The organism is Mesorhizobium sp. CAU 1741 (genome assembly GCF_039839275.1).
Classification (GTDB): domain Bacteria; phylum Pseudomonadota; class Alphaproteobacteria; order Rhizobiales; family Rhizobiaceae; genus Aerobium.
Window position 1 is genome coordinate 327,104 of the sequence record NZ_JBDOQP010000004.1, and the last position, 17,872, is coordinate 344,975.

A 17,872-nucleotide genomic window follows, 5' to 3' on the forward strand; every position below is an offset into this window, starting at 1 on the left:
CCGGGGCGCTGGCGAGTGGCGCGATCGTGGGCGGCATCGGACTCGCGCTGGCGGGGTTTCCCGATCTCTGGCTGGGCCTGTTCCTCGATCCGTCGAACGCCGCCGCATTTGAAGCCGGGCGCAGCTATTTCCGCATCGTCGCGCCGTTCTATGCCTTCTTCGGGTTCGGCCTTGCGCTGTTCTTCGCCTCGCAAGGCGCCGGCCGCATGCTGTGGCCGGTCGTCGGAAGCCTGTGCCGCATCGCCGTGGCAATTGCCGGCGCGGTTGTCCTGACCTCGACCACATCGCTGGGCGTCCTTGGAATATTTGCCGCCATCGGGTCCGCGATGCTTGTCTACGGCCTCGTCATCGGCGTCGCGATCTGGCGCACGCGATGGGAGCGGTAGAGTCCCCGCACTTCGCTATCCGGAGGATTTTGGGATGCGGGTTCGCAGTTCGAGCGGTGCGGCGGCTGACGGGTTGCGGAAGACGCGGTCGGCACCGCGCCTGTCCGGCGGGGCGAGACTTTGCCCGCTTGAATGGACACCTCGTCCACGACCGGCGCATGGTGCCTCACCATTTGCGAGGCGCGACGGGTCATGTCAGTCTGGTGCCTTATGACAATAGTCGCACCGCGTCCGACAAAGAACGTGCGCAATTCGACATCCGGATTGTTCAATCATCGAGGAGGCGATGTATATACCGAATGAAGCCAGCGATTTCCTGCTCGAACTCTACAATGATGCCTATACGTTCAAGCCAGATGAACTTCGCCAGCGGTCACTTGCGAACCTCCAGCGTTTCATATCTTTTGATTTTGCAGTCTGGGGTGGCGGCTGGGCCGATGGCCGGACCGTCACGGACCTCGTGACCCTCCACCAAAGCAGCAGGGTTCTTGAAGAGTGGCACGACGTGGCCGACAGCGACCAGTTTTGCGACCTCACCCTCAGCCACCTGGGTACCACGGCTCGTTTCGACGACATCGCCGACTACCGGCAGGGCGTCGCCTATAACGAGCACTGGCGACGCTTCAACGCGGCACATATGATGGCCACGATCATTCCCGAGAAGTCCGATGGCTATGTCAGTTTCGTCGGTCTTTGTGCCGATGACCGGCCCAAGGTCTTCAGTGAGAACGAGCGCGATATCGCGCAAGTGCTGATGCCCCATTTGTCGCAGGCCTTGCGCATGTCCCGCGACCTGTGGACCGAACGCGTTCGCACGTCGCACGAAGCCGTGGCACTGATCGACGCTGCGGGAGGCATCCTCGCCACGCAAGGACCCTTCCAGGACTTCGCCGATGCCGAATGGGGGATACGCCTGCATCGCGTTCCTGCGCTCGCAATGAACGCGCTCCTCTCCCGTGGGCAGTGGCGTGGCCAGGTGATGGACGCGCGTCTGTCGTCGTTCGAAGAAAACTACTTCATGCATGTCTCGATCCACCCGGTGCTCTGCCGCCTGTCGCGCCGGGAAAGAGACGTGGCGGAATTGTTCGCCTCGGGCATGACCAGCAAGCAGGTGGCCCAGCACCTCGGCACGTCGCCCGCGACGGTGCGCAACCAGATCGTCAGCGTGTACGAGAAGCTCGAGATATCGAACAAGGCGGCGCTCGCCAGGCTGGTCGGCAATGGGTCAACGGAGCGCCGCGCATAGAGCATCTGCACTATTCCTCCCTCGCGTTCAACCGGGATAGCCTGCGCCATGCATGGTAACGGCCGTGCCTCAATGGAATCGAGGAGGCGAGCGTGGCGGAGTTTCGGATCGGACATGTCTCGACGGCTGGCGGTGGAATCCGTGCGGTCGAAGGCTTCGTAAGGAGCCTTGCCATCCTGTTGCTGGTGGCGTTCCCCTTTTCGGCCCAGGCCGAGATAGACGGATACGGCCCGGATGCGTGGCGGGTCGTGGGCGTCGGTTCGAATGACGTACTCAATGCCCGGATGGGGCCGGGGACGCGATACCCGGTCATCGAGACCTTTGCGCACGACGAGCGCGGCCTTGAGCAGATCACATGCGTTCCTTTCTACACGATGGCCCACTTTCAGGACATGGCAGAGGCCGATCGAAACGCGCTGCCGCCGCGATGGTGCTTGATGCGGTCTGCCGATTTGAGCAGGGCGGGCTGGGTCGCCCAGCGCTATATCATCGACGACCAGGCAGATCTGGTGGAAGACGTGACAACGGCTCGGGACGATCCCGTGTCGCATGCCGTCGATCTGGTCCGAGCGCTCTACGAAAGCGCAGATCTCGCGGCCGTCGGAGGGCCCGAGCCGCTGCATCCGGACAATGCAATAGACTATTTTGCGACCGAGGTGGTCGCCGCCATGCAATCCCGGCCACTTCAAGCCAATCCCCTTTATGGCGCCCAGGCCTTCGAGGGCAGCGTCTCGGAGCCGAAGCCGGATCCCGCACACCCCATGCTGCGCGGCATGATCACACTCAATGTGGAGATCGTGAATTTCGGCCGGCCCCAGCAGGCCGTCTTCAGACTGCGCGCCGACCCGAGTCAGCCGGGGGCACCGATCAGGATATTCCGTATTGAGCACGAATCCTGGTCGTTCCCGGATAATCAATGAACCCGAGGACCGTCATGATGGTATTCCACAAGACGCTGAAGGCATTCGCCTTCGCCAACGCCACCATTCTTCTGCTGGCCGGATCAGCAGCGGCGCAGCTCGCCACCGACGCGCTCGGCACAATAGAAGCCACGATCGACGGCGCGCCTTATTCGGCCGAAACGCTCGACGTCCCTTCGGAAGGTACGTCGACCGCGGAGTTGCGCGCGGTTGGTCCGATGCTTTCGATCTCCGTCCAGGGCCACGACCCCGAAGCGGGATCGCGGATGCGCAATGTTCTGACCATCGACTTCACGATCATGGGCAGCGATGCGTCGGCGACGATGACAGATGCATCGGTTTCATACTGGCCGGAAGGAATGGACGCCCCGTTCTACATGAGCGAAGGCGCCGCGACGATGGCGGCGGTTGATCTCGAAGCTCTATCGGTCGAGGATGGTGCAGCCGCCGCCCAGGGCAGTTTTACGGCGACGTTGTGCCGAAAGGACGACTTCTTCTCACAGAGTGATCCGAATGACTGCCTGCCTGTCGAAGGCACGTTCGATACGGCGCTGAGGAAGGCCGAGTAGTCGGCCCGAGACAATCGACCTCGTCCTCGCAATCGGACTATATCAGCCAGACCGCCGGATACCCCCCGCAGCGTCCCGCCCGGTCGACGGCAACTTCTCGTCGCGGCCGATCAGGCATTGGCGTCAACGCCATTGCCGTGCCTCTCCGCGAAGGCGCCTGGCGAAACGCCTTCGTGCCGGGCGAATGCCATGCCGAAGGCGCTGGAAGACCCGTATCCGATCCGCAGGGCGATCTCGGTGTTGTTCATTCCGCCGCGCAGCAGCAGATCGCGCGCCACCGCCATGCGCCAGGCGGTGACGTATTCCATCGGCGTGCTGCCGACCTCGGTGCGGAAACGCTCGAAAAAGCTCGATCGCGACATGCCGGCGCCGCGCGCCAGTTCCGCCACCGACGGCATGTGCCGTGTGTCGGCGTGGATGCGCCGCAGGGCACCGGCCAAATGCGGGTCGGCCATGCCGCGCAGCAATCCTGGCGGCAGCGCCTGGCCGGGGCCGGAGCGCAGCGCCTCGATCAGCAGGATCTCGAGCAGGCGCTCCAGCACCATGCCTCTTGCGAGCCGGCTTGACCGTGTCTCGTCGTGAATCAGCGGAACCAGTGCCATCAGCCGTTCGTGGCCGGATACGTGAATCATATCCGGCAGCAGCGACAGCAAGAGTTCCTTGCCCGGCGCATTGAACCGGCAATGACCGACCAGTGCACGCATCTCGACGGGCGCATCCGCCGGCCCGAGGCGGAACGTCCCCGGTCCAGTCTCGAGCGGTATGCGGGCGGCATGCGGTGGCGGGGCAATCTCGCTCGTCATCGTGAAGTCGTGCAGGTCGGGCACCAGCACGAAGTCCCCCGCGGCAAGCGAAACCGGATCACGGCCCCTGAGTGTCAGACGGCACCGCCCCTCGACGATCGCACAGTAGAATGGGCTCGCCATGTCGCGCCGCTCGACCTGCCAGCGTCCGCCTGCCTCCACCATCTTCGAGATCGACGGCGAAGGCTTGAGCAGCGCGACGATGCTGGAAAGCGGGTCTTCGGCGCTGTCGGTCATGAAATTCTGGACTTTCGCTTAATGATCCTGGACTTCTATCAATAGAATGTCTGCTCGCCGATGTCTATCTCCTTGTCAGAGACAACAGGAGAGTCCCAAATGCCCCGCATTCTTATCACCGGCTGCTCATCGGGTTTTGGCCAGGCCATCGCAACGCGCTTTTTCGACGAGGGATGGGAGGTGATCGCCACGATGCGCAAACCGTCCAATGAGGGGTTGCCCATCTCCGAACGGCTGCGCCTGCTTCCCCTCGACGTCACCGAAGCCGAGAGCATCTCCGCGGCCCTGGCGGAGGCCGGGCCACTTGACGCACTGGTCAACAATGCGGGCGTCGGCATGCTCAACGTGGTGGAAGGGGCCGAGATCGCCCAGGCACGCGAACTTTTCGAAACCAACGTGCTTGGCGCCATGGCGATGACCCGGGCCGTCATGCCGGGCATGCGTCAGCGCCGATCCGGCGTGATCGTCAATGTCAGTTCCAGCGTCACCCTCCGTACCCTGCCGGCGCTCTCGGTTTACAGCGCCAGCAAGGCGGCGCTGAACGCCTTCACGCAGAGCTTCGCACTGGAAGCGGCGGAGTTCGGTGTGCGCGCCCGGCTGGTTCTGCCCGGCAGCGCTCCGGAAACCGCCTTTTCGCGCAATGCGGTGAAGCGAATGGGGATGGACGTGCCAGAGCCGTATAAGGCCTTCGTGCAATCCTATTTCCACACCCTTCAGACAGCCTCAGAGAAAACCAGACCGGAAGATGTGGCGAACGTGGTCTGGCGCGTGGTGACCGACGAGGATGCACCGATGATGCTGCCCGCCGGCGCGGATGCGGAAACCTGGTCCAGGGAAGCCGCCGAGGCAGCGGCTTGAGCTGCGCATGACCGCGACTGAACCCATTGCAGGCCAAAGTGTGACATGGAGAAGCGACGAATGAACAGACTGATCAACCTTGCCCGCAACCTGCCCACGCCAGAAGCCGCGCTGAGCGTGGCCTATACGCCGATCCGGCTCGCCATGCCCGACCGGCCGCCTCTGGAACTGCGTGTCACAGCACCGGCGGCCGGCGGCAACCTGCCGGTCATCATCTTCTCGCATGGTTTCGGGCCGTCGAACTATATCCCTTCGAAGGACGGCTACGCGCCTCTTGCCCAGTTCTGGGCCGAACGCGGACTGGCCGTGATTCAGCCGACCCATGCCAGTTCGCGTGTGGCAGGCCTGGATCCGGCCCTGCCCGGCGGGCCGTTCTTCTGGCGCGAACGGGTCGGCGAGATGCACGCGATCCTCGACGGGCGGGAGGAGATCGAGCGGCAGGCTTCGGGACTCTCCGGTCGCCTGGATCATAATCGGGTCGCGGTCGCCGGACATTCCTTCGGCGGCTTCACCTGCGGCCTGCTTCTGGGCGCGCGCCTGAACGGGGAGGATTTTTCGCACAGGCGCGTCAGCGCCGGCGTTCTGCTGGCGGCTCCGGGTCGCGGCGGGGCCGACCTGACGCCCGAAAGCGCGGCGCGCTTTCCGTTCTTCGACGTCGACTTCAGCCATATCGAAACCCCGACGCTGGTCGTCTGCGGGGCCGACGACGATCCCCATTTCACGACGCGCGGCCCCGAATGGCATGCGGACGCCTACCACGACGCGCCGGGTGCCGAGGCGTTGCTGACGATCGCCGGGGTGGGGCATGGGCTGGGCGGGATCGCCGGGCTGGACGCCAGGGAGACGGAAACCGAGGACCCCGATGCGCTCGAAGCAACGCGGCGCTTGACCCTTGCCTGGCTGCGCACGACATTCGGCGTCGGGCCGGACGATTGGGCCCGAAGCCGGGCTGCCCTTCACGGCGCGGCATCAACCCTGGCGCGGACGATCGCGAAGGCGGATTGACACACAGCAGCCAGCCCTGGCTCAGTCGCGCAGCAGGCGGACCTTGTGATCCGGTCCGATATCGACCAGTTCCGACGCCTCGGGCGGCGAGAACACGTTCGGTTGCGTGCTGCCATCGGAGCCGAAGCGCCATCCCGCCGGCGGCGGGGGCGTTGCGGTTTCGGTCGGCTTGTGCGCCCTTCGCAGAGCGGCGTCTGGATCGGGGATCGCATCGATCAGCCGGCGCGTATAGGGATGCTGGGGATTCTCGAATATCTCCTTCCAGCCGCCTTGTTCGACGATCTGGCTGAAGAACATGACCAACACGCGGTCGCTCATGTGCTCGACCACCGACAGGTCGTGCGAGATCATCACGTAGGACAGGCCGAACTCGTCCTGCAGGTCGAGCAGCAGGTTGATGATCTGCGCCCTGATGGACACGTCCAGCGCGGAAACTGGTTCGTCCAGCACCACGATCTCGGGCTCGAGGATCAGCGCCCGGGCGATGCCGATGCGCTGCCGCTGGCCCCCTGAGAACTCGTGCGGAAACCGCGTCCCCTGCTCGGCGGTCAGGCCGACGCTGGTGAGCAGTGCGGCGATCCGGTCGCTGGCCTCCGAGCCGGTGATCCCATGCAGCTTCAAGGGTTGCAACAGCGACGCATTCACCGTCTGGCGCGGATTGAGGCTGGCATACGGATCCTGGAAGACCATCTGCGCGGCCTTGGCGCGCGCCATGCGGCTTGGCGCACCCGGGCCGACGATCGGTTTGCCCCGGAAGCGGATCGTGCCTTCGGACGGTTCCTGGAGCCCCATGATGGAAAGTGCCGTGGTCGACTTGCCGCAGCCGGATTCGCCCACGATCGACAAGCACTCACCCTTGGCCAGCGAAAAGCTGACTCCGCTCACCGCATAGAGTGTTCGCTTTCCCGTACCCAGTACGCCGCCTCCAGGAAGAGGGAAGCGCACGTGCAGGTTGTCGACCTCGAGAATGGTCTCGCTCATGCGGGCGCTCCCTTCTCACGCGGGCTTATGAAGCGGGTTTGTGTCAGGACCGACCGGTCGGCAATGATGCTGTCGATGTCCACCAGCCTTTGCCGGCCATGTTCGGAGCGGCTTCCCAGTCGCGGCAGCGCACCAAGGAGCCCCTTTGTGTAATCGTGTCGTGGGTCGGCGAACAGGGCTTCGGTCCAGTTCTCCTCCACAAGGGCGCCGTCATACATCACCCCCACACGCTGGCAGACCGAGGCGATGACGCCGAGATCGTGGCTGATGAACAGCACGGCGGTGCCGCGTTCGGTGCAAAGTTCCTTGATGAGCCGCAACACCTCAGCCTGCACCGTCACGTCGAGCGCGGTTGTCGGCTCGTCGGCGATCAGAAGATCGGGGTTGCACGCCATCGCCATGGCGATCATTACGCGCTGGCGCAATCCGCCCGACATCTGGTGCGGATAGTTGCGGGCACGGCGGTCCGGGTTGGGCACCCGCACATTGGCCAACGCCTCGATTGCAAGCTTCTCGCCTTCCGCCCACGACTTGCCCTGGTGCAGGTAGAACATTTCGGCGATCTGCCGCCCGACGGTAACCAGAGGGTTCAGCGCGGTCATCGGCTCCTGGAAGATCATCGCGATGCGGTCGCCGCGCAGCCTGCGCATCTCGCGTTTCGACAGTTTCAGCAGATCGCGGCCCTGAAACAGGATCTCCCCCGCGGTGGCACGCAGTGGCCTTTTCAAAAGCCCCATCGTGGCCAGCGACGTGACCGACTTGCCGGAGCCAGACTCGCCCACGAGCCCGAACGCCTCGCCAGGCATGATCTGGAACGACACCCCTTGAAGGATCGGAAACGACTGGCCACCGGCTGCGGGCAGGCCGACGTGAAGGTCTTTGACCTCGAGAAGCGGAGCGGTCATGCCTTGCGCGTCCTCATGTGTGGGTCGAGACGGTCGCGAAGACCGTCGCCCAGCAGGTTGAATCCCAGCACGGACAGGAAGATCGCCAGGCCGGGGAAAATGGCCACCCACGGCGCGAGCTGGATCATCTCGCGCGCGTCCGTGAGCATCGAGCCCCAGGATGGGAAGGGCGGCTGGATGCCGAGGCCGAGAAAGCTGAGCGCAGCCTCCGAAAGCACCGCGCCGCCCATGCCGAGCGTCGCCATGACGAGAATCGGCCCCATCATGTTGGGCAGTATCTGGGTGAACATGATGCGCAGGTCGGAATAGCCGAGGGACTGTGCCGCCAGCACATAGCCCTGCGACTTGAGCGAAAGCGTCGATGATCGCGCGATGCGGCAGGTCCAGCTCCAGTTGGTCAGGCCGAGCGCGATCAGGAGCGAAAGAAGCCCCGGCCCGAGCACGGCCATGACCGCCAATGCGAAGATCAGCGAAGGAATGGCGAGCATGACGTTGGTCAGGCCATTCACCAGATCGTCCCACCAGCCGCCCCAGTACCCGGCCGTCATGCCGAGTGTCACGCCGATGATCGAGTTGATGACCTGGGAGACGATGCCGACGCTCAGCGAGATCTGGGCACCGTAGAGGATACGGGAATAGACGTCCCTCCCCTGGCTGTCGGTGCCGAACCAGAACTCGGCGTCCGGCGGCAATTCCGCGTTCATCAGGTTCGCGTCCATGACCGGGTGGAAGGGCGCGAGCCAGGGAGCGAAGATGCCGGCCAGAATGACCACGGCCGTGAGAAAGCCTCCGAAGGCGAGATTGAAGCCGAGACGCATCGCCGCCTACTCCTGCTTGATCCGCGGATCGATGGCTGCATAGAGCAGATCGACGATGGTATTGATGACCAGGAACCACAGCACGATGACGAGAATCGTGCCCTGGACGACGGGAATGTCGCGGATCGCCACGCTGTCGACCAGCAGGGAGCCGATGCCGGGCCAGGCGAACAGCTTCTCGATGACAACCGCCTGACCAATGAGAGAGCCGAACTGGAGCCCGACCGTGGTCACGATCAGGACCAGCGCGTTGCGGGCGACGTGGCGGCGCACCACGGCCCCCTCGCTCATGCCCTTGGCATGGGCGGTGCGGATGAAGTCCGAGTTCATCACGTCGAGGACGCCGGCCCGCGTCGTACGCGCCAAGAGCGCGAGCGGCGTCACGCCAAGCGTCATCGCCGGCAGGATCAGGTTGCGGAATGACCCTCCCCCATATCCGAAGCTGGGCAGCCAGTTCAGATGCAGCGCGAACAGCAACATCATCAGCAGGCCGAGCCAGAACTGAGGCAGCGACAGACCCGAGACGGCGCCGATCATCGTGACCGTATCGAGGATCGAGCCTGGGCGCAGCGCCGCCATGAAGCCGAGCGGCACGCCGATCACGATGGCGAAGACCATCGCGGCGGTGGCGAGCTCCAGCGACGCTCCCATGCGCTCGTTGATCATCTGGATCACCGGCAGGCGGGTACGGAAAGACGTTCCCAGATCGAACCGGGCCAGATCCCAGATATAGGTGAAGAACCGCTCGTAGAGTGGTTTGTCGAGCCCGAACTCGGCCGTCAGCCTGGCGATGAGTTGCGGATCTGCGTTGGTCCGCCCGTCTGAAAAGAGGCTGGCGGCAAAGCTGCCGGGAACCACGCTGAAGATGATGAAGATCAACAGCGCGACGACGATGACTGTCGGGATGATCTGGAAGATGCGTCGAAGCGCAAAACGTAGCATGGGCGGGTTCCGTCTCAGGCCGCGTCAGGATGCAGGTGTCGACAAGCCCGCGAATGAATCGGGGGCGGTCTACGCGGGGGCATCCCCCGCGTAGACCGCATCCTCTGGCTACTGCCGGCTCGCGGGAGCCGTGTCGTCGATCCAGATCTCGTCATACGGCTGCAGCGCGAGTTCCGTAGCATTCGGAACCAGGCCGTGGACCCATGGCTGATACGCCATGACCGCCTTGTTGTAATTGAAGAACCAGACCGGCGCTTCTTCCTGGATGAAGTTGTTGGCTTCCTTCAGCAATTCCATCTGCTTGGCCGGGTCGCGCTCGGCACGCGCCGCCTCGTAGATCTTGTCGTATTCGGGGTTCGAATAGGCGGTGTAGTTACACGCCGATTGCGGGGTCTGCGACCAGAAGCAACGCATCACCGTCAACGGATCCGGCCCGGTAAGGTTGGACCAGATGTAGGCCTGGTAGTTGCCCGAGGAGATGGTCGAGCCGAGCGCCGCCGACTCGATCTGGCGCGGCCTGACGGTGACGCCCACCTCCGCCAGCATCGGCAGGATCGCCTCGACGATCGGCACGCCCCAGCTTTCGTTCGGCGTCGCCGTCACTTCGAACTCAAAACCATCCTCGTAGCCGGCTTCCGCGAGCAGCTCCTTCGCCTTTTCCGGATCGTAGGGATAGGGCTCGGCGTCGGCGTCGAAGGCTGGCGAACCGGCTGGCAACCAGCTTACGGCGCGAACCGCCTTGCCTCTGACCAGACGCTCGATGATCAGGTCCGTGTTGATCGCATAGTTGATGGCCTGGCGGACGCGCTTGTCCTTGAACGCCTCGACCTGGGTCTGGCTGAAGCCGATATTGCGGGTAAACGTCTCCGCCACCTCGATCATGTTGTCCGCCAGCGCCGGGTCGGCCTGGTATGCCTGATATTGTACCGGCCCGAGAATCGAGACATCCACCTCCTGGTTGCGGAACGCCACGTCTCGTGCCGAACCTTCGGCCATGACGATGATGTTGACCGTGTCGAGATACGGCTTTCCTTCCTCGTAATAGTCGTCGAAGCGTTCGACCACGATCTGCGAGCCTGGAACATGCTCCTTGAAGACGAAGGCGCCGAGACCGACGGGGTTGATCGCCTGCTGTTCGAGCGGGACGTTGGACGGATAGATCGCCGTCGTGGCTTCCATCAGGTTGAAGGCCGGATTGCCGGCAGCGCCAAGCGTGATCTCCAGCGTGTGATCGTCGATCTTCTTCAGGCCCTCGATCTCGTCTGCTTCGCCCGCGCCGAATTCCGCCACGCCCTTGATGATGGCGATGTAGCTGGCACCCGGCAGCGCGTTCGAGGCGGTCGCCATGCGCTCATAGCTGAAGATGAAATCGTCAGCGGTCAGCGGCTTGCCGTTGTGGAAGACGGCGTTCTTCTTGAGATGATACGTGTAGGTCGAACCATCCTCGGAGACGTCGACCGAATCCGCCAGTTCCAGCACGGACGTGTTGGCATTGGAATCCCACGAATACAGGCTGCGGTGAATCGCGAAGGCGAGGAACTGCTCCTGGATGTTCGGGCTGGCTTGCGTGTCCAGCGTGGCGAAGGCCGAGCCGTAGGGCGCCGTGAAATTGAACGTTCCGCCTTGCCGCGGCTCGTCGGCCGCCCAAGCCAGGGTTGCCGTGGCCACGCTGAGCAGCATGGCATAGGAAAGGGTCTTCAACATCAGTATTCTCCTCTGGTGACACGCCGATCCGGTTCACTCCGGCGCAATTATTATTGTCTGTGGTAATCTCCTCCGGAACGGGCCGACACGCAAAGGCCCCCTTGCCGCTTATCGTGCATCATGGACGATGCGACCTGCAAGCAAAGTCAGCACACATTGCGTATCGTCCCGCAGAACTTCAGGCGCGGCCTCGATCAGATCCTGGCTGAAGACCGCGATATCGGCCCATTGTCCCGGCACCAGCCGCCCCTTGACGCCTTCGGCCTTCTGCGAATAGGCGCCGAATTCCGTAAACACCTGAAGCGCCTGCTCGCGGCTCAGCCGCTCGGACTCGCTCAGCAGCGTCCCCTTCCAGGTCCGGCGGGTGACCATCGTGTAAAGGTTCGGAAAAGGGTTTGGCGAGCAGACAGGGGAATCGGAACCGGTCGACGGCCGCAGGCCCATCTCCATCCACGTCCCGATCGGGTAGGACCGCGCACCGCGTTCCTGCCCCAGCACCGAGACGTAGCTGTCGCCGAAGTCGTAGACGAATGCCTGCTGTGGCGCCGGCAGGATGCCTGCCGCCTTCATGCGAAGGTTCTGCGCGTCGCTGGAATAGCCGCAATGTTCGATCCGATGCCGGCGCTCCGGATCGGGCGAGGCCGCAAGCGCCTTCTCGTAAGCGGTGATGAGCTGCTCGATGGCCCCGTCGCCGATGGCGTGGCAGGCCAGCGCATAGCCCTTGTCGTGATAGTCCTGCACCAGCGAGTAGACCTGCTCGTCGGGCAGCATCTGGACGCCGAAATTCTCGGGCTCGTCCTCGTAGGGTTCGGTCATCCAGGCGGTGCGACCGCCGGCCGACCCGTCGAGGAAGATCTTGACCGCGCCGACGCGCAGCATGTCGTCTCCCGCGCCCGAAACCAGGCCCACCTTCCAGCAATCCTCGACGATCGATTTACCGGGATCGCCCAGCAGCGTCAGCCAGACCCGAATGGGCAGACGATCCGTCAGTTTCGCCAGCTCGTAGGCGCGGATCTCCGACAGGCCGCCCACCTGCCCGACGGCCGCATCCATCGTGCTGGTGATGCCCAGCGAGAGCAGGAGCTTGCCACCCATCTCGATCGCATCGACGAGCCGTTCGACCGGAACACCCGGGATCGCGGACCGCACGAGGCCCATGGCGTTTTCGGCAAGCAGGCCATTCAGGCGGTTGCCGGTCATGCCGATGACGCCGCCATCGGGCGTCGGCGTGGATTCCGACACGCCGGCCATTTCCAGCGCCTTCGAGTTCGCGATGGCGATATGACCGCAGGCGCGCGTCACGAGGACGGGATGATCGGGCGCCGCGCGATCCAGGTCGGAGCGTGTCGGGTGAACACCCGTATCGAGCTTGACCTGGTCGTAGCCGCGCGCAAGCACCCATTCGCCCTTCGGCGTCTGCGCTGCGCGGGCAGCGATTCCTGACAGCATCGCCTCCAGCGTCGGCGCGGCAGCGGCGGTGACGTCGACCATCCCCATCGTCAGGCCAGTGGCGATGAGGTGCAGATGGTTGTCGATGAGACCCGGGCTGGCGAAGCGACCCTCGAGGTCGACCACCTCGGTGTCCGGTCCCTTCAGGGCAAGGATGTCCGTATCCGAACCCGTGGCAAGAACCTTGCCCTGCCAGATGGCAAGCGCCTCGCAATGGCCGTCATTGAGGCCGCACCAGATGCGCCCGTTAATCAGAATACGGTCAGCGACGATACGACTGGACAAATGCGCCCCCCAACTGGACGCCTGAGGCGTCGGACCAACCTGTTGCTTTGCGGGCCTTTTTCGACCGCGCCGCACATTCTCTAACGAAACCTGCCGGAACTATGCCCCCCTGCGGCAACCCGATCCATGCAGTCCAAATCTTATGTGCCACAGGCAACTTCACGCCCCATGCAACCTGGCCAACAGTGAGTTCCCCAATGCTCCTTGGCAAATTCGCTTTTGGCAAATGACTATGCAAAATTTGCATACGCAAGGGGAAACATTCTTGCCGTCCCATTGAACAGCGCCGATACTCTTCCCGACAGAAGGAGCGTCCACGTTGGAGATCAAGTGGCTGGAGGACTTCGTGGCTTTGGCGGAGGTGTCGAGTTTTTCTCGTGCCGCCGAATCGCGCAACGTGACCCAGTCGGCCTTCAGCCGCCGCATCAGGCAGCTTGAAGCATGGCTCGGCGCCACCTTGATCATCCGCGCCACCGTCCCCGCGAAACTGACCGCGGCAGGCCACAACTTCCTTCCGGTTGCCCAGGAGACAATCCGTACGTTCCACGGCATTCGCGAGACGTTGCGCCCATCGGCCGAACCGCGCCTGGTGCGCATTGCGGCCCTTCACACGCTTACCTTGACGTTCTTTCCCGAATGGCTTGGGCGGCTGGAGGAGGCGGTGGGACCGCTCGGCACCTCATTCATCCCCGACCGTGGCGGATTCGATTCCAACATCGAAGCGATGGTGGTGGACGAGGCCGATCTGTTCCTGACCTACAGCCATCCGCAGGTGCCTCTCCGCCTGGACGATGCCGGGTTCGAATACCTGATCATCGGTCGGGACCGGCTTGTTCCGGTGGCCGCGCGCCAGGTTCGCATCGCCGGCGCGCTACATGCAGGCGCTGGCATCCTCGACCGTGCGGTGGCCAGCGAATTGGAACTACCCTGCCTTTCCTACGGCTCCGCGTCCTTCTTCGGGGTCGCGTTGGGCCATCTTCTGGCCAGACGCCCGCCATTCGCGCGCCGTACCGTGCATGAAAACACGATCAGCGCGGGGCTGAAGACCGTCGCCATGACCGGCTCCGGCCTGTGCTGGCTGCCCGAGAGCCTTGTCGCGGAAGAGCTGGCGGACGGCAGGCTGGTCGCCGCGAGCGCCTCTGAAGACTGGCTCTTGGACCTGGAAATCCGTCTCTACCGACACTGCGCCAACCAGGCAAAGCCGGTCGAGCGAATGTGGCGGGCGGCAGCGCAGATCCAGTCCGGCATCAGCTCTTCATGAAGCGCAGGGCGCGCAGGATTTCGAAGAAATCATCCGAGGCGAACGCCACCGCGCGCGGGCCATGCGCCCTCGCCCCGGGATACCAGCCCGATTGATAGGCGTTGACCGGGTTCACGAACTCCAGCACCAGCTCCCACGGACCGTCGGTCGCCGGCATGCCCCCGGCGCGGGCCGCAAGTACGGCTTCCACCCCTTCGCGGATCAACCGGCAGGATCGGGCGGGCGCGATCGAGTTGGATGCCGGCCCCGCGCCGAACAGCGTTTCCACCGTCCCAATGCCAGGGATCATCGAACGCGCATCGGCGCAGATGCCTGCATCGCCGGACAGGAACACCGAGGGCACGTCGTAGAGCGCGGCGCAGAGCGCATTAACGGTCAATTCGGACGCCACCTCGCCATTCAGCAGCATCCGCGAGATCTTGAGGTTCATGGTATGGGCCAGCGGGTTGTCCTCGGTTCCCGCCTTGGCATGGTAGCCGGTGTAGATGGCGGCGGCGAAGCTGGCATCGAGGCCGAACATCATCCCGTCCGGATGGCCGGACCAGTTGCGCACGATGCGCACATAATCGGGAAGGCGATCGACGAGCAGGTTGCGGCCGCTGTCATGGGCGTCCTTGACCACCACCTCGGTCGCACCGGCGGCGCGCGCGCCTTCGCAGGCGGCAAGCAGCTCGGCGGTCATCAGGGCGCGATACTCGGTCCAATCGGCATTGCCATGGATCGTCTCTTCCCAATGGTTGATGCCGGCCGTGCCTTCGATATCGGCGGAAATGAAGATCTTCATCGTAGCGGGTTCTCCTTGAGCCAATCGGCCAGAGCCGGGTATCTGCGGCCATCGCGGCCATGCGTTGCGGGTGCCTCGCATAGCGCGTTCAGCACCGCTTCCTGCGTCGTCTCGGCAGCCGCCTGGAAAGCCAGGTCGATCTTGGCGTCGTCGAGCCGCCGCAGCGCAGCGAAGGCGGATTTCGGGCGGTGTTCGATCGGATCGGCGGTGGTAAAGCAGACCGCCAGATCGCCGCTACCATTGCCCCAGAACGCGCCAAGCCGGGCAAGCCCGGCGCCGGCGCGCCGCACCACGCGCTGCAACTGCCGATCGGCGAGCGGGAGGTCCGTGGCCAGAATGACGATCACCGAGCCCGTTTCCGGCTCGGCGGCGCCGGAGACCGGCCGCCTCCCGTCCGGCAGGACCAGTTGCCCGGCAGGGCCGAAATTCGCCAGCACCAGTGCCCCGAGAATGAACGCCTCGCCTCCGATGTCGATACGCCGCGATGCCGTGCCGATACCGGCCTTGAAGCCGAACGCGGTCATGCCCGTCCCTGCGCCGACGGCGCCCTGGGCGAAGCTGCCTGGCCGTGCTGCTTCCAGCGCAGCGTCGGCATCTTCGGGCGTGACGGCCATCGCCTGGATGTCGTTGATGCCGCCATCGTTGCATTCGCAGACAAGCGCGTTCACCGTCGACGTCTTGCGCCCGATGGTCGGATTGGCCGCGATCGCCCTTCGGATCAGCGCCTGCGTGCAAGCCGCGACCCCGAATGTGTTCGTCAGCAGGATCGGCGTCTCTATCGCGCCGAGTTCCGCAACCTGCATCAACCCCGCCGACTTGCCGAAACCATTGATTATCTCGACCGCGGCACGCGGCTTGAGCCGGAAGGGATCGCCCGCATGCGGCACGATCGCGGTGACGCCCGTCGCCAGCCCGTTCCCCGAAAGCGTGTGGTGCCCGACCGACACGCCGGCCACGTCGGTGATCGCGTTCAACGGACCGGCCGGCAACGTCCCGACAATCAATCCCAGTTCACGTGCCGTCGCCATGCGTTCCCGCCCCCTTAGCCGGCAAAGTTGCGGCGATCTGCCGACCTGCGCTTGCCCTGCCGGCGTGCCCCGCTTGCATCGCGGGTTGCATTCCCTGTCGGCATGGGCTGAATTTGCAGCATCAGCGATCGAGCAGGTCAACTGCCAAATCCGACGTCGGTGATACGCCAGACGCATTCAGCCAGGAGCCCCTTGCACCATGCCTGCCCGCATACTGATAGCCGAGTTCATGCACGAAACGAATACGTTCAGCGTCCAGAAGACGGACCGCACGAGCTTCGGCAAGTGCTCCCTCTATTTCGAAAATGAGATACCAGCCGCTTTTCGCAACACGCGCACCTTCATGGGCGCCGGCTACGAGGCAGCCGAACGCTATGACTGGGCAGCGGTGACGCCGCTGGTTGCGGGCGCGACACCGGCCGGGCGGGTGACGGACGCATGTTTCGAGGAATTTGCCGGAATCCTTCTTGCGGCCGCCGGCGATGTTGACGGCATCCTGCTGCATCTCCACGGCGCCATGGCCACCGAAAGCCACGATGATGCCGAGGGCGAACTTCTTGCCCGCCTCCGCACAGCCATCGGCCCCGACATGCCCCTGATCGTCGTGCTCGATCTTCATGCCACGGTGACACAGCGCATGGCGGAAAATGCCAATGCCCTGATCTCCTACCGCACATATCCGCATGTCGACCAATATGAGCGCGGCCATCAGGCAGCGGCGCTTCTGGACCAGGCGTTGAGAGACGAAATCCGGCCGAAGGTTGCGATCGCCCGTCGCCCGATACTCTACGCCATGGATGGCGGGCGCACGACGTCGAAGCCCATGATGGAACTGCTGAAGCGCGCCGACGCACTGGAGGCTTCGGGCGAAGCACTCATCGTCAGCATCCAGGCAGGCTTTTCGTCCGCCGACGTGCACGACATCGGCCCTTCCATCGCGGTGACGGCGCAGGACGAGGACAAGGCCAGGGCGATCGCCGAAGAACTGATGGACTACGTCTGGCAGGAGCGCCACTGGTCAACCATCTCCTTCGCGCCGCTGGAAGAAGCGATTGCAGAGGCAGCCAGACCGTCATCGGATGGCAAGCCGCTCGTCATCTCGGACTATTCCGACAATCCCGGCTCGGGCGCCTATGGCGACGCGACTACCTTGTTGCGCGCGATCCTGGCGGCAGGGCTGACCAATGTCGGCTTCTATGCCATCTGCGATCCGGAAGCCGCCTTGCAGGCGCAGGAAGCCGGGGTGGGTAACACCGTGCACCTGAAGCTTGGCGGCAAGGTGGACCCCACCATCGGCGGCGAGCCACTGGAGGTGACGGCGGAAGTCGTCACGCTGTCAAACGGCCGCTTCATCGCCTATGGCCCGATGGGCGGCGGTGCGTGGCGCAACCACGGTCTCAGCGCGCTCCTGCGCGTCGACGGTGTCGAGATCGTCGTCATCACCAACAACGGCCAGGCGACCGACCTGGCGCAATTCACCTCGCTTGGCGTCGACCCGCACCGCAAGTCCACGCTGGTCGTCAAGTCGATGCAGCACTTCCGCGCCGCCTTCGAGCCGATCGCCCGCAAGGTGATCGAAGTCGACACCGGGGCGCTTTCGACCAAGAACTTCTTCGTCCGCCCCTACAAAAGCATCAGGCGGCCGATCTGGCCGCTGGACGAGATTTGATACGCCGTGCTCGAGGGTCCGC

17 protein-coding genes are annotated in these 17,872 nt (G+C 64.1%); 8 read left to right on the forward strand and 9 right to left on the reverse strand.

Annotated features, from left to right (window positions below; all coding sequences use genetic code 11):
• The first annotated feature begins 26 nt into the window (after positions 1-26).
• From AAFN84_RS18045 to AAFN84_RS18060, 4 genes are all read left to right on the forward strand, one after another.
• The gene (locus tag AAFN84_RS18045; protein ID WP_347516025.1) at positions 27-386 is read left to right on the forward strand and encodes a hypothetical protein; all 360 of its coding nucleotides are present in this window, start codon (positions 27-29) and stop codon (positions 384-386) included.
• 286 nt (positions 387-672) lie between these two features.
• Positions 673-1,632, forward strand: a complete 960-nt coding sequence (locus AAFN84_RS18050; protein WP_347516026.1) for a helix-turn-helix transcriptional regulator — start codon at positions 673-675, stop codon at positions 1,630-1,632.
• Between the two features lie 179 nt (positions 1,633-1,811).
• Complete coding sequence (locus AAFN84_RS18055; protein WP_347516027.1) at positions 1,812-2,552, forward strand: hypothetical protein; 741 nt, start codon at positions 1,812-1,814, stop codon at positions 2,550-2,552.
• Complete coding sequence (locus tag AAFN84_RS18060; protein ID WP_347516028.1) at positions 2,549-3,121, forward strand: hypothetical protein; 573 nt, start codon at positions 2,549-2,551, stop codon at positions 3,119-3,121. Before AAFN84_RS18055 ends, AAFN84_RS18060 begins: the two co-directional genes overlap by 4 nt.
• A gap of 110 nt (positions 3,122-3,231) precedes the next feature.
• On the opposite strand, the gene AAFN84_RS18065 is transcribed toward AAFN84_RS18060, so the two are convergent.
• Positions 3,232-4,161, reverse strand: a complete 930-nt coding sequence (locus AAFN84_RS18065; RefSeq protein WP_347516029.1) for an AraC family transcriptional regulator — start codon at positions 4,159-4,161, stop codon at positions 3,232-3,234.
• Between the two features lie 99 nt (positions 4,162-4,260).
• Here AAFN84_RS18065 and AAFN84_RS18070 point away from each other — a divergent pair, with 99 nt between their 5' ends.
• Together AAFN84_RS18070 and AAFN84_RS18075 are read left to right on the forward strand one after the other, a co-directional pair.
• Entirely contained in the window at positions 4,261-5,019 is a 759-nt protein-coding gene (locus AAFN84_RS18070) for an SDR family oxidoreductase (RefSeq protein WP_347516030.1), read from the forward strand.
• A 60-nt stretch (positions 5,020-5,079) separates the two neighbouring features.
• Positions 5,080-6,024 (forward strand): dienelactone hydrolase, encoded by a 945-nt coding sequence (locus AAFN84_RS18075; protein ID WP_347516031.1) that lies wholly within the window; start codon positions 5,080-5,082, stop codon positions 6,022-6,024.
• Between the two features lie 21 nt (positions 6,025-6,045).
• Here AAFN84_RS18075 and AAFN84_RS18080 read toward each other — a convergent pair whose 3' ends face one another.
• The 6 genes from AAFN84_RS18080 to AAFN84_RS18105 form a co-directional block, all read right to left on the reverse strand.
• Complete coding sequence (locus AAFN84_RS18080) at positions 6,046-7,005, reverse strand: ATP-binding cassette domain-containing protein (protein WP_347516032.1); 960 nt, start codon at positions 7,003-7,005, stop codon at positions 6,046-6,048.
• Positions 7,002-7,910, reverse strand: coding sequence for an ABC transporter ATP-binding protein (locus tag AAFN84_RS18085; protein ID WP_347516033.1), 909 nt, complete (start codon positions 7,908-7,910; stop codon positions 7,002-7,004). Before AAFN84_RS18085 ends, AAFN84_RS18080 begins: the two co-directional genes overlap by 4 nt.
• Complete coding sequence (locus AAFN84_RS18090; protein ID WP_347516034.1) at positions 7,907-8,728, reverse strand: ABC transporter permease; 822 nt, start codon at positions 8,726-8,728, stop codon at positions 7,907-7,909. Before AAFN84_RS18090 ends, AAFN84_RS18085 begins: the two co-directional genes overlap by 4 nt.
• 6 nt (positions 8,729-8,734) lie before the next feature.
• Complete coding sequence (locus AAFN84_RS18095; protein ID WP_347516035.1) at positions 8,735-9,670, reverse strand: ABC transporter permease; 936 nt, start codon at positions 9,668-9,670, stop codon at positions 8,735-8,737.
• 108 nt (positions 9,671-9,778) lie between these two features.
• Positions 9,779-11,374, reverse strand: a complete 1,596-nt coding sequence (locus AAFN84_RS18100; RefSeq protein ID WP_347516036.1) for an ABC transporter substrate-binding protein — start codon at positions 11,372-11,374, stop codon at positions 9,779-9,781.
• Between the two features lie 108 nt (positions 11,375-11,482).
• A complete protein-coding gene (locus AAFN84_RS18105) occupies positions 11,483-13,108 on the reverse strand; it encodes an amidohydrolase (RefSeq protein WP_347516037.1) in 1,626 nt (541 codons plus the stop codon).
• Positions 13,109-13,427: 319 nt separating this feature from the next.
• Between AAFN84_RS18105 and AAFN84_RS18110 the strand changes: the two genes are divergently transcribed.
• Complete coding sequence (locus tag AAFN84_RS18110; RefSeq protein ID WP_347516038.1) at positions 13,428-14,369, forward strand: LysR family transcriptional regulator; 942 nt, start codon at positions 13,428-13,430, stop codon at positions 14,367-14,369.
• Here AAFN84_RS18110 and AAFN84_RS18115 read toward each other — a convergent pair.
• A complete protein-coding gene (locus AAFN84_RS18115; protein ID WP_347516039.1) occupies positions 14,356-15,153 on the reverse strand; it encodes a M55 family metallopeptidase in 798 nt (265 codons plus the stop codon). The two genes, AAFN84_RS18110 and AAFN84_RS18115, sit on opposite strands and share 14 nt — an antisense overlap.
• Positions 15,150-16,181 (reverse strand): P1 family peptidase, encoded by a 1,032-nt coding sequence (locus tag AAFN84_RS18120; protein WP_347516040.1) that lies wholly within the window; start codon positions 16,179-16,181, stop codon positions 15,150-15,152. The genes AAFN84_RS18115 and AAFN84_RS18120 overlap by 4 nt, the downstream gene beginning before the upstream one ends.
• Positions 16,182-16,380: 199 nt before the next feature.
• Between AAFN84_RS18120 and AAFN84_RS18125 the strand changes: the two genes are divergently transcribed.
• Positions 16,381-17,850, forward strand: coding sequence for a M81 family metallopeptidase (locus tag AAFN84_RS18125; RefSeq protein ID WP_347516041.1), 1,470 nt, complete (start codon positions 16,381-16,383; stop codon positions 17,848-17,850).
• Positions 17,851-17,872: the final 22 nt, after the last annotated feature.

What these genes read in the sequence shown, in the direction of transcription:
- AAFN84_RS18050 (WP_347516026.1), top strand. Translation starts at nt 673, where the DNA reads ATGTATATACCGAATGAAGCCAGCGATTTCCTGCTCGAACTCTACAAT.
- AAFN84_RS18060 (WP_347516028.1), top strand. Translation starts at nt 2,549, where the DNA reads ATGAACCCGAGGACCGTCATGATGGTATTCCACAAGACGCTGAAGGCA.
- AAFN84_RS18065 (WP_347516029.1), bottom strand. Translation starts at nt 4,161, where the DNA reads ATGACCGACAGCGCCGAAGACCCGCTTTCCAGCATCGTCGCGCTGCTC.
- AAFN84_RS18070 (WP_347516030.1), top strand. Translation starts at nt 4,261, where the DNA reads ATGCCCCGCATTCTTATCACCGGCTGCTCATCGGGTTTTGGCCAGGCC.
- AAFN84_RS18075 (WP_347516031.1), top strand. Translation starts at nt 5,080, where the DNA reads ATGAACAGACTGATCAACCTTGCCCGCAACCTGCCCACGCCAGAAGCC.
- AAFN84_RS18080 (WP_347516032.1), bottom strand. Translation starts at nt 7,005, where the DNA reads ATGAGCGAGACCATTCTCGAGGTCGACAACCTGCACGTGCGCTTCCCT.
- AAFN84_RS18085 (WP_347516033.1), bottom strand. Translation starts at nt 7,910, where the DNA reads ATGACCGCTCCGCTTCTCGAGGTCAAAGACCTTCACGTCGGCCTGCCC.
- AAFN84_RS18090 (WP_347516034.1), bottom strand. Translation starts at nt 8,728, where the DNA reads ATGCGTCTCGGCTTCAATCTCGCCTTCGGAGGCTTTCTCACGGCCGTG.
- AAFN84_RS18095 (WP_347516035.1), bottom strand. Translation starts at nt 9,670, where the DNA reads ATGCTACGTTTTGCGCTTCGACGCATCTTCCAGATCATCCCGACAGTC.
- AAFN84_RS18100 (WP_347516036.1), bottom strand. Translation starts at nt 11,374, where the DNA reads ATGTTGAAGACCCTTTCCTATGCCATGCTGCTCAGCGTGGCCACGGCA.
- AAFN84_RS18115 (WP_347516039.1), bottom strand. Translation starts at nt 15,153, where the DNA reads ATGAAGATCTTCATTTCCGCCGATATCGAAGGCACGGCCGGCATCAAC.
- AAFN84_RS18120 (WP_347516040.1), bottom strand. Translation starts at nt 16,181, where the DNA reads ATGGCGACGGCACGTGAACTGGGATTGATTGTCGGGACGTTGCCGGCC.
- AAFN84_RS18125 (WP_347516041.1), top strand. Translation starts at nt 16,381, where the DNA reads ATGCCTGCCCGCATACTGATAGCCGAGTTCATGCACGAAACGAATACG.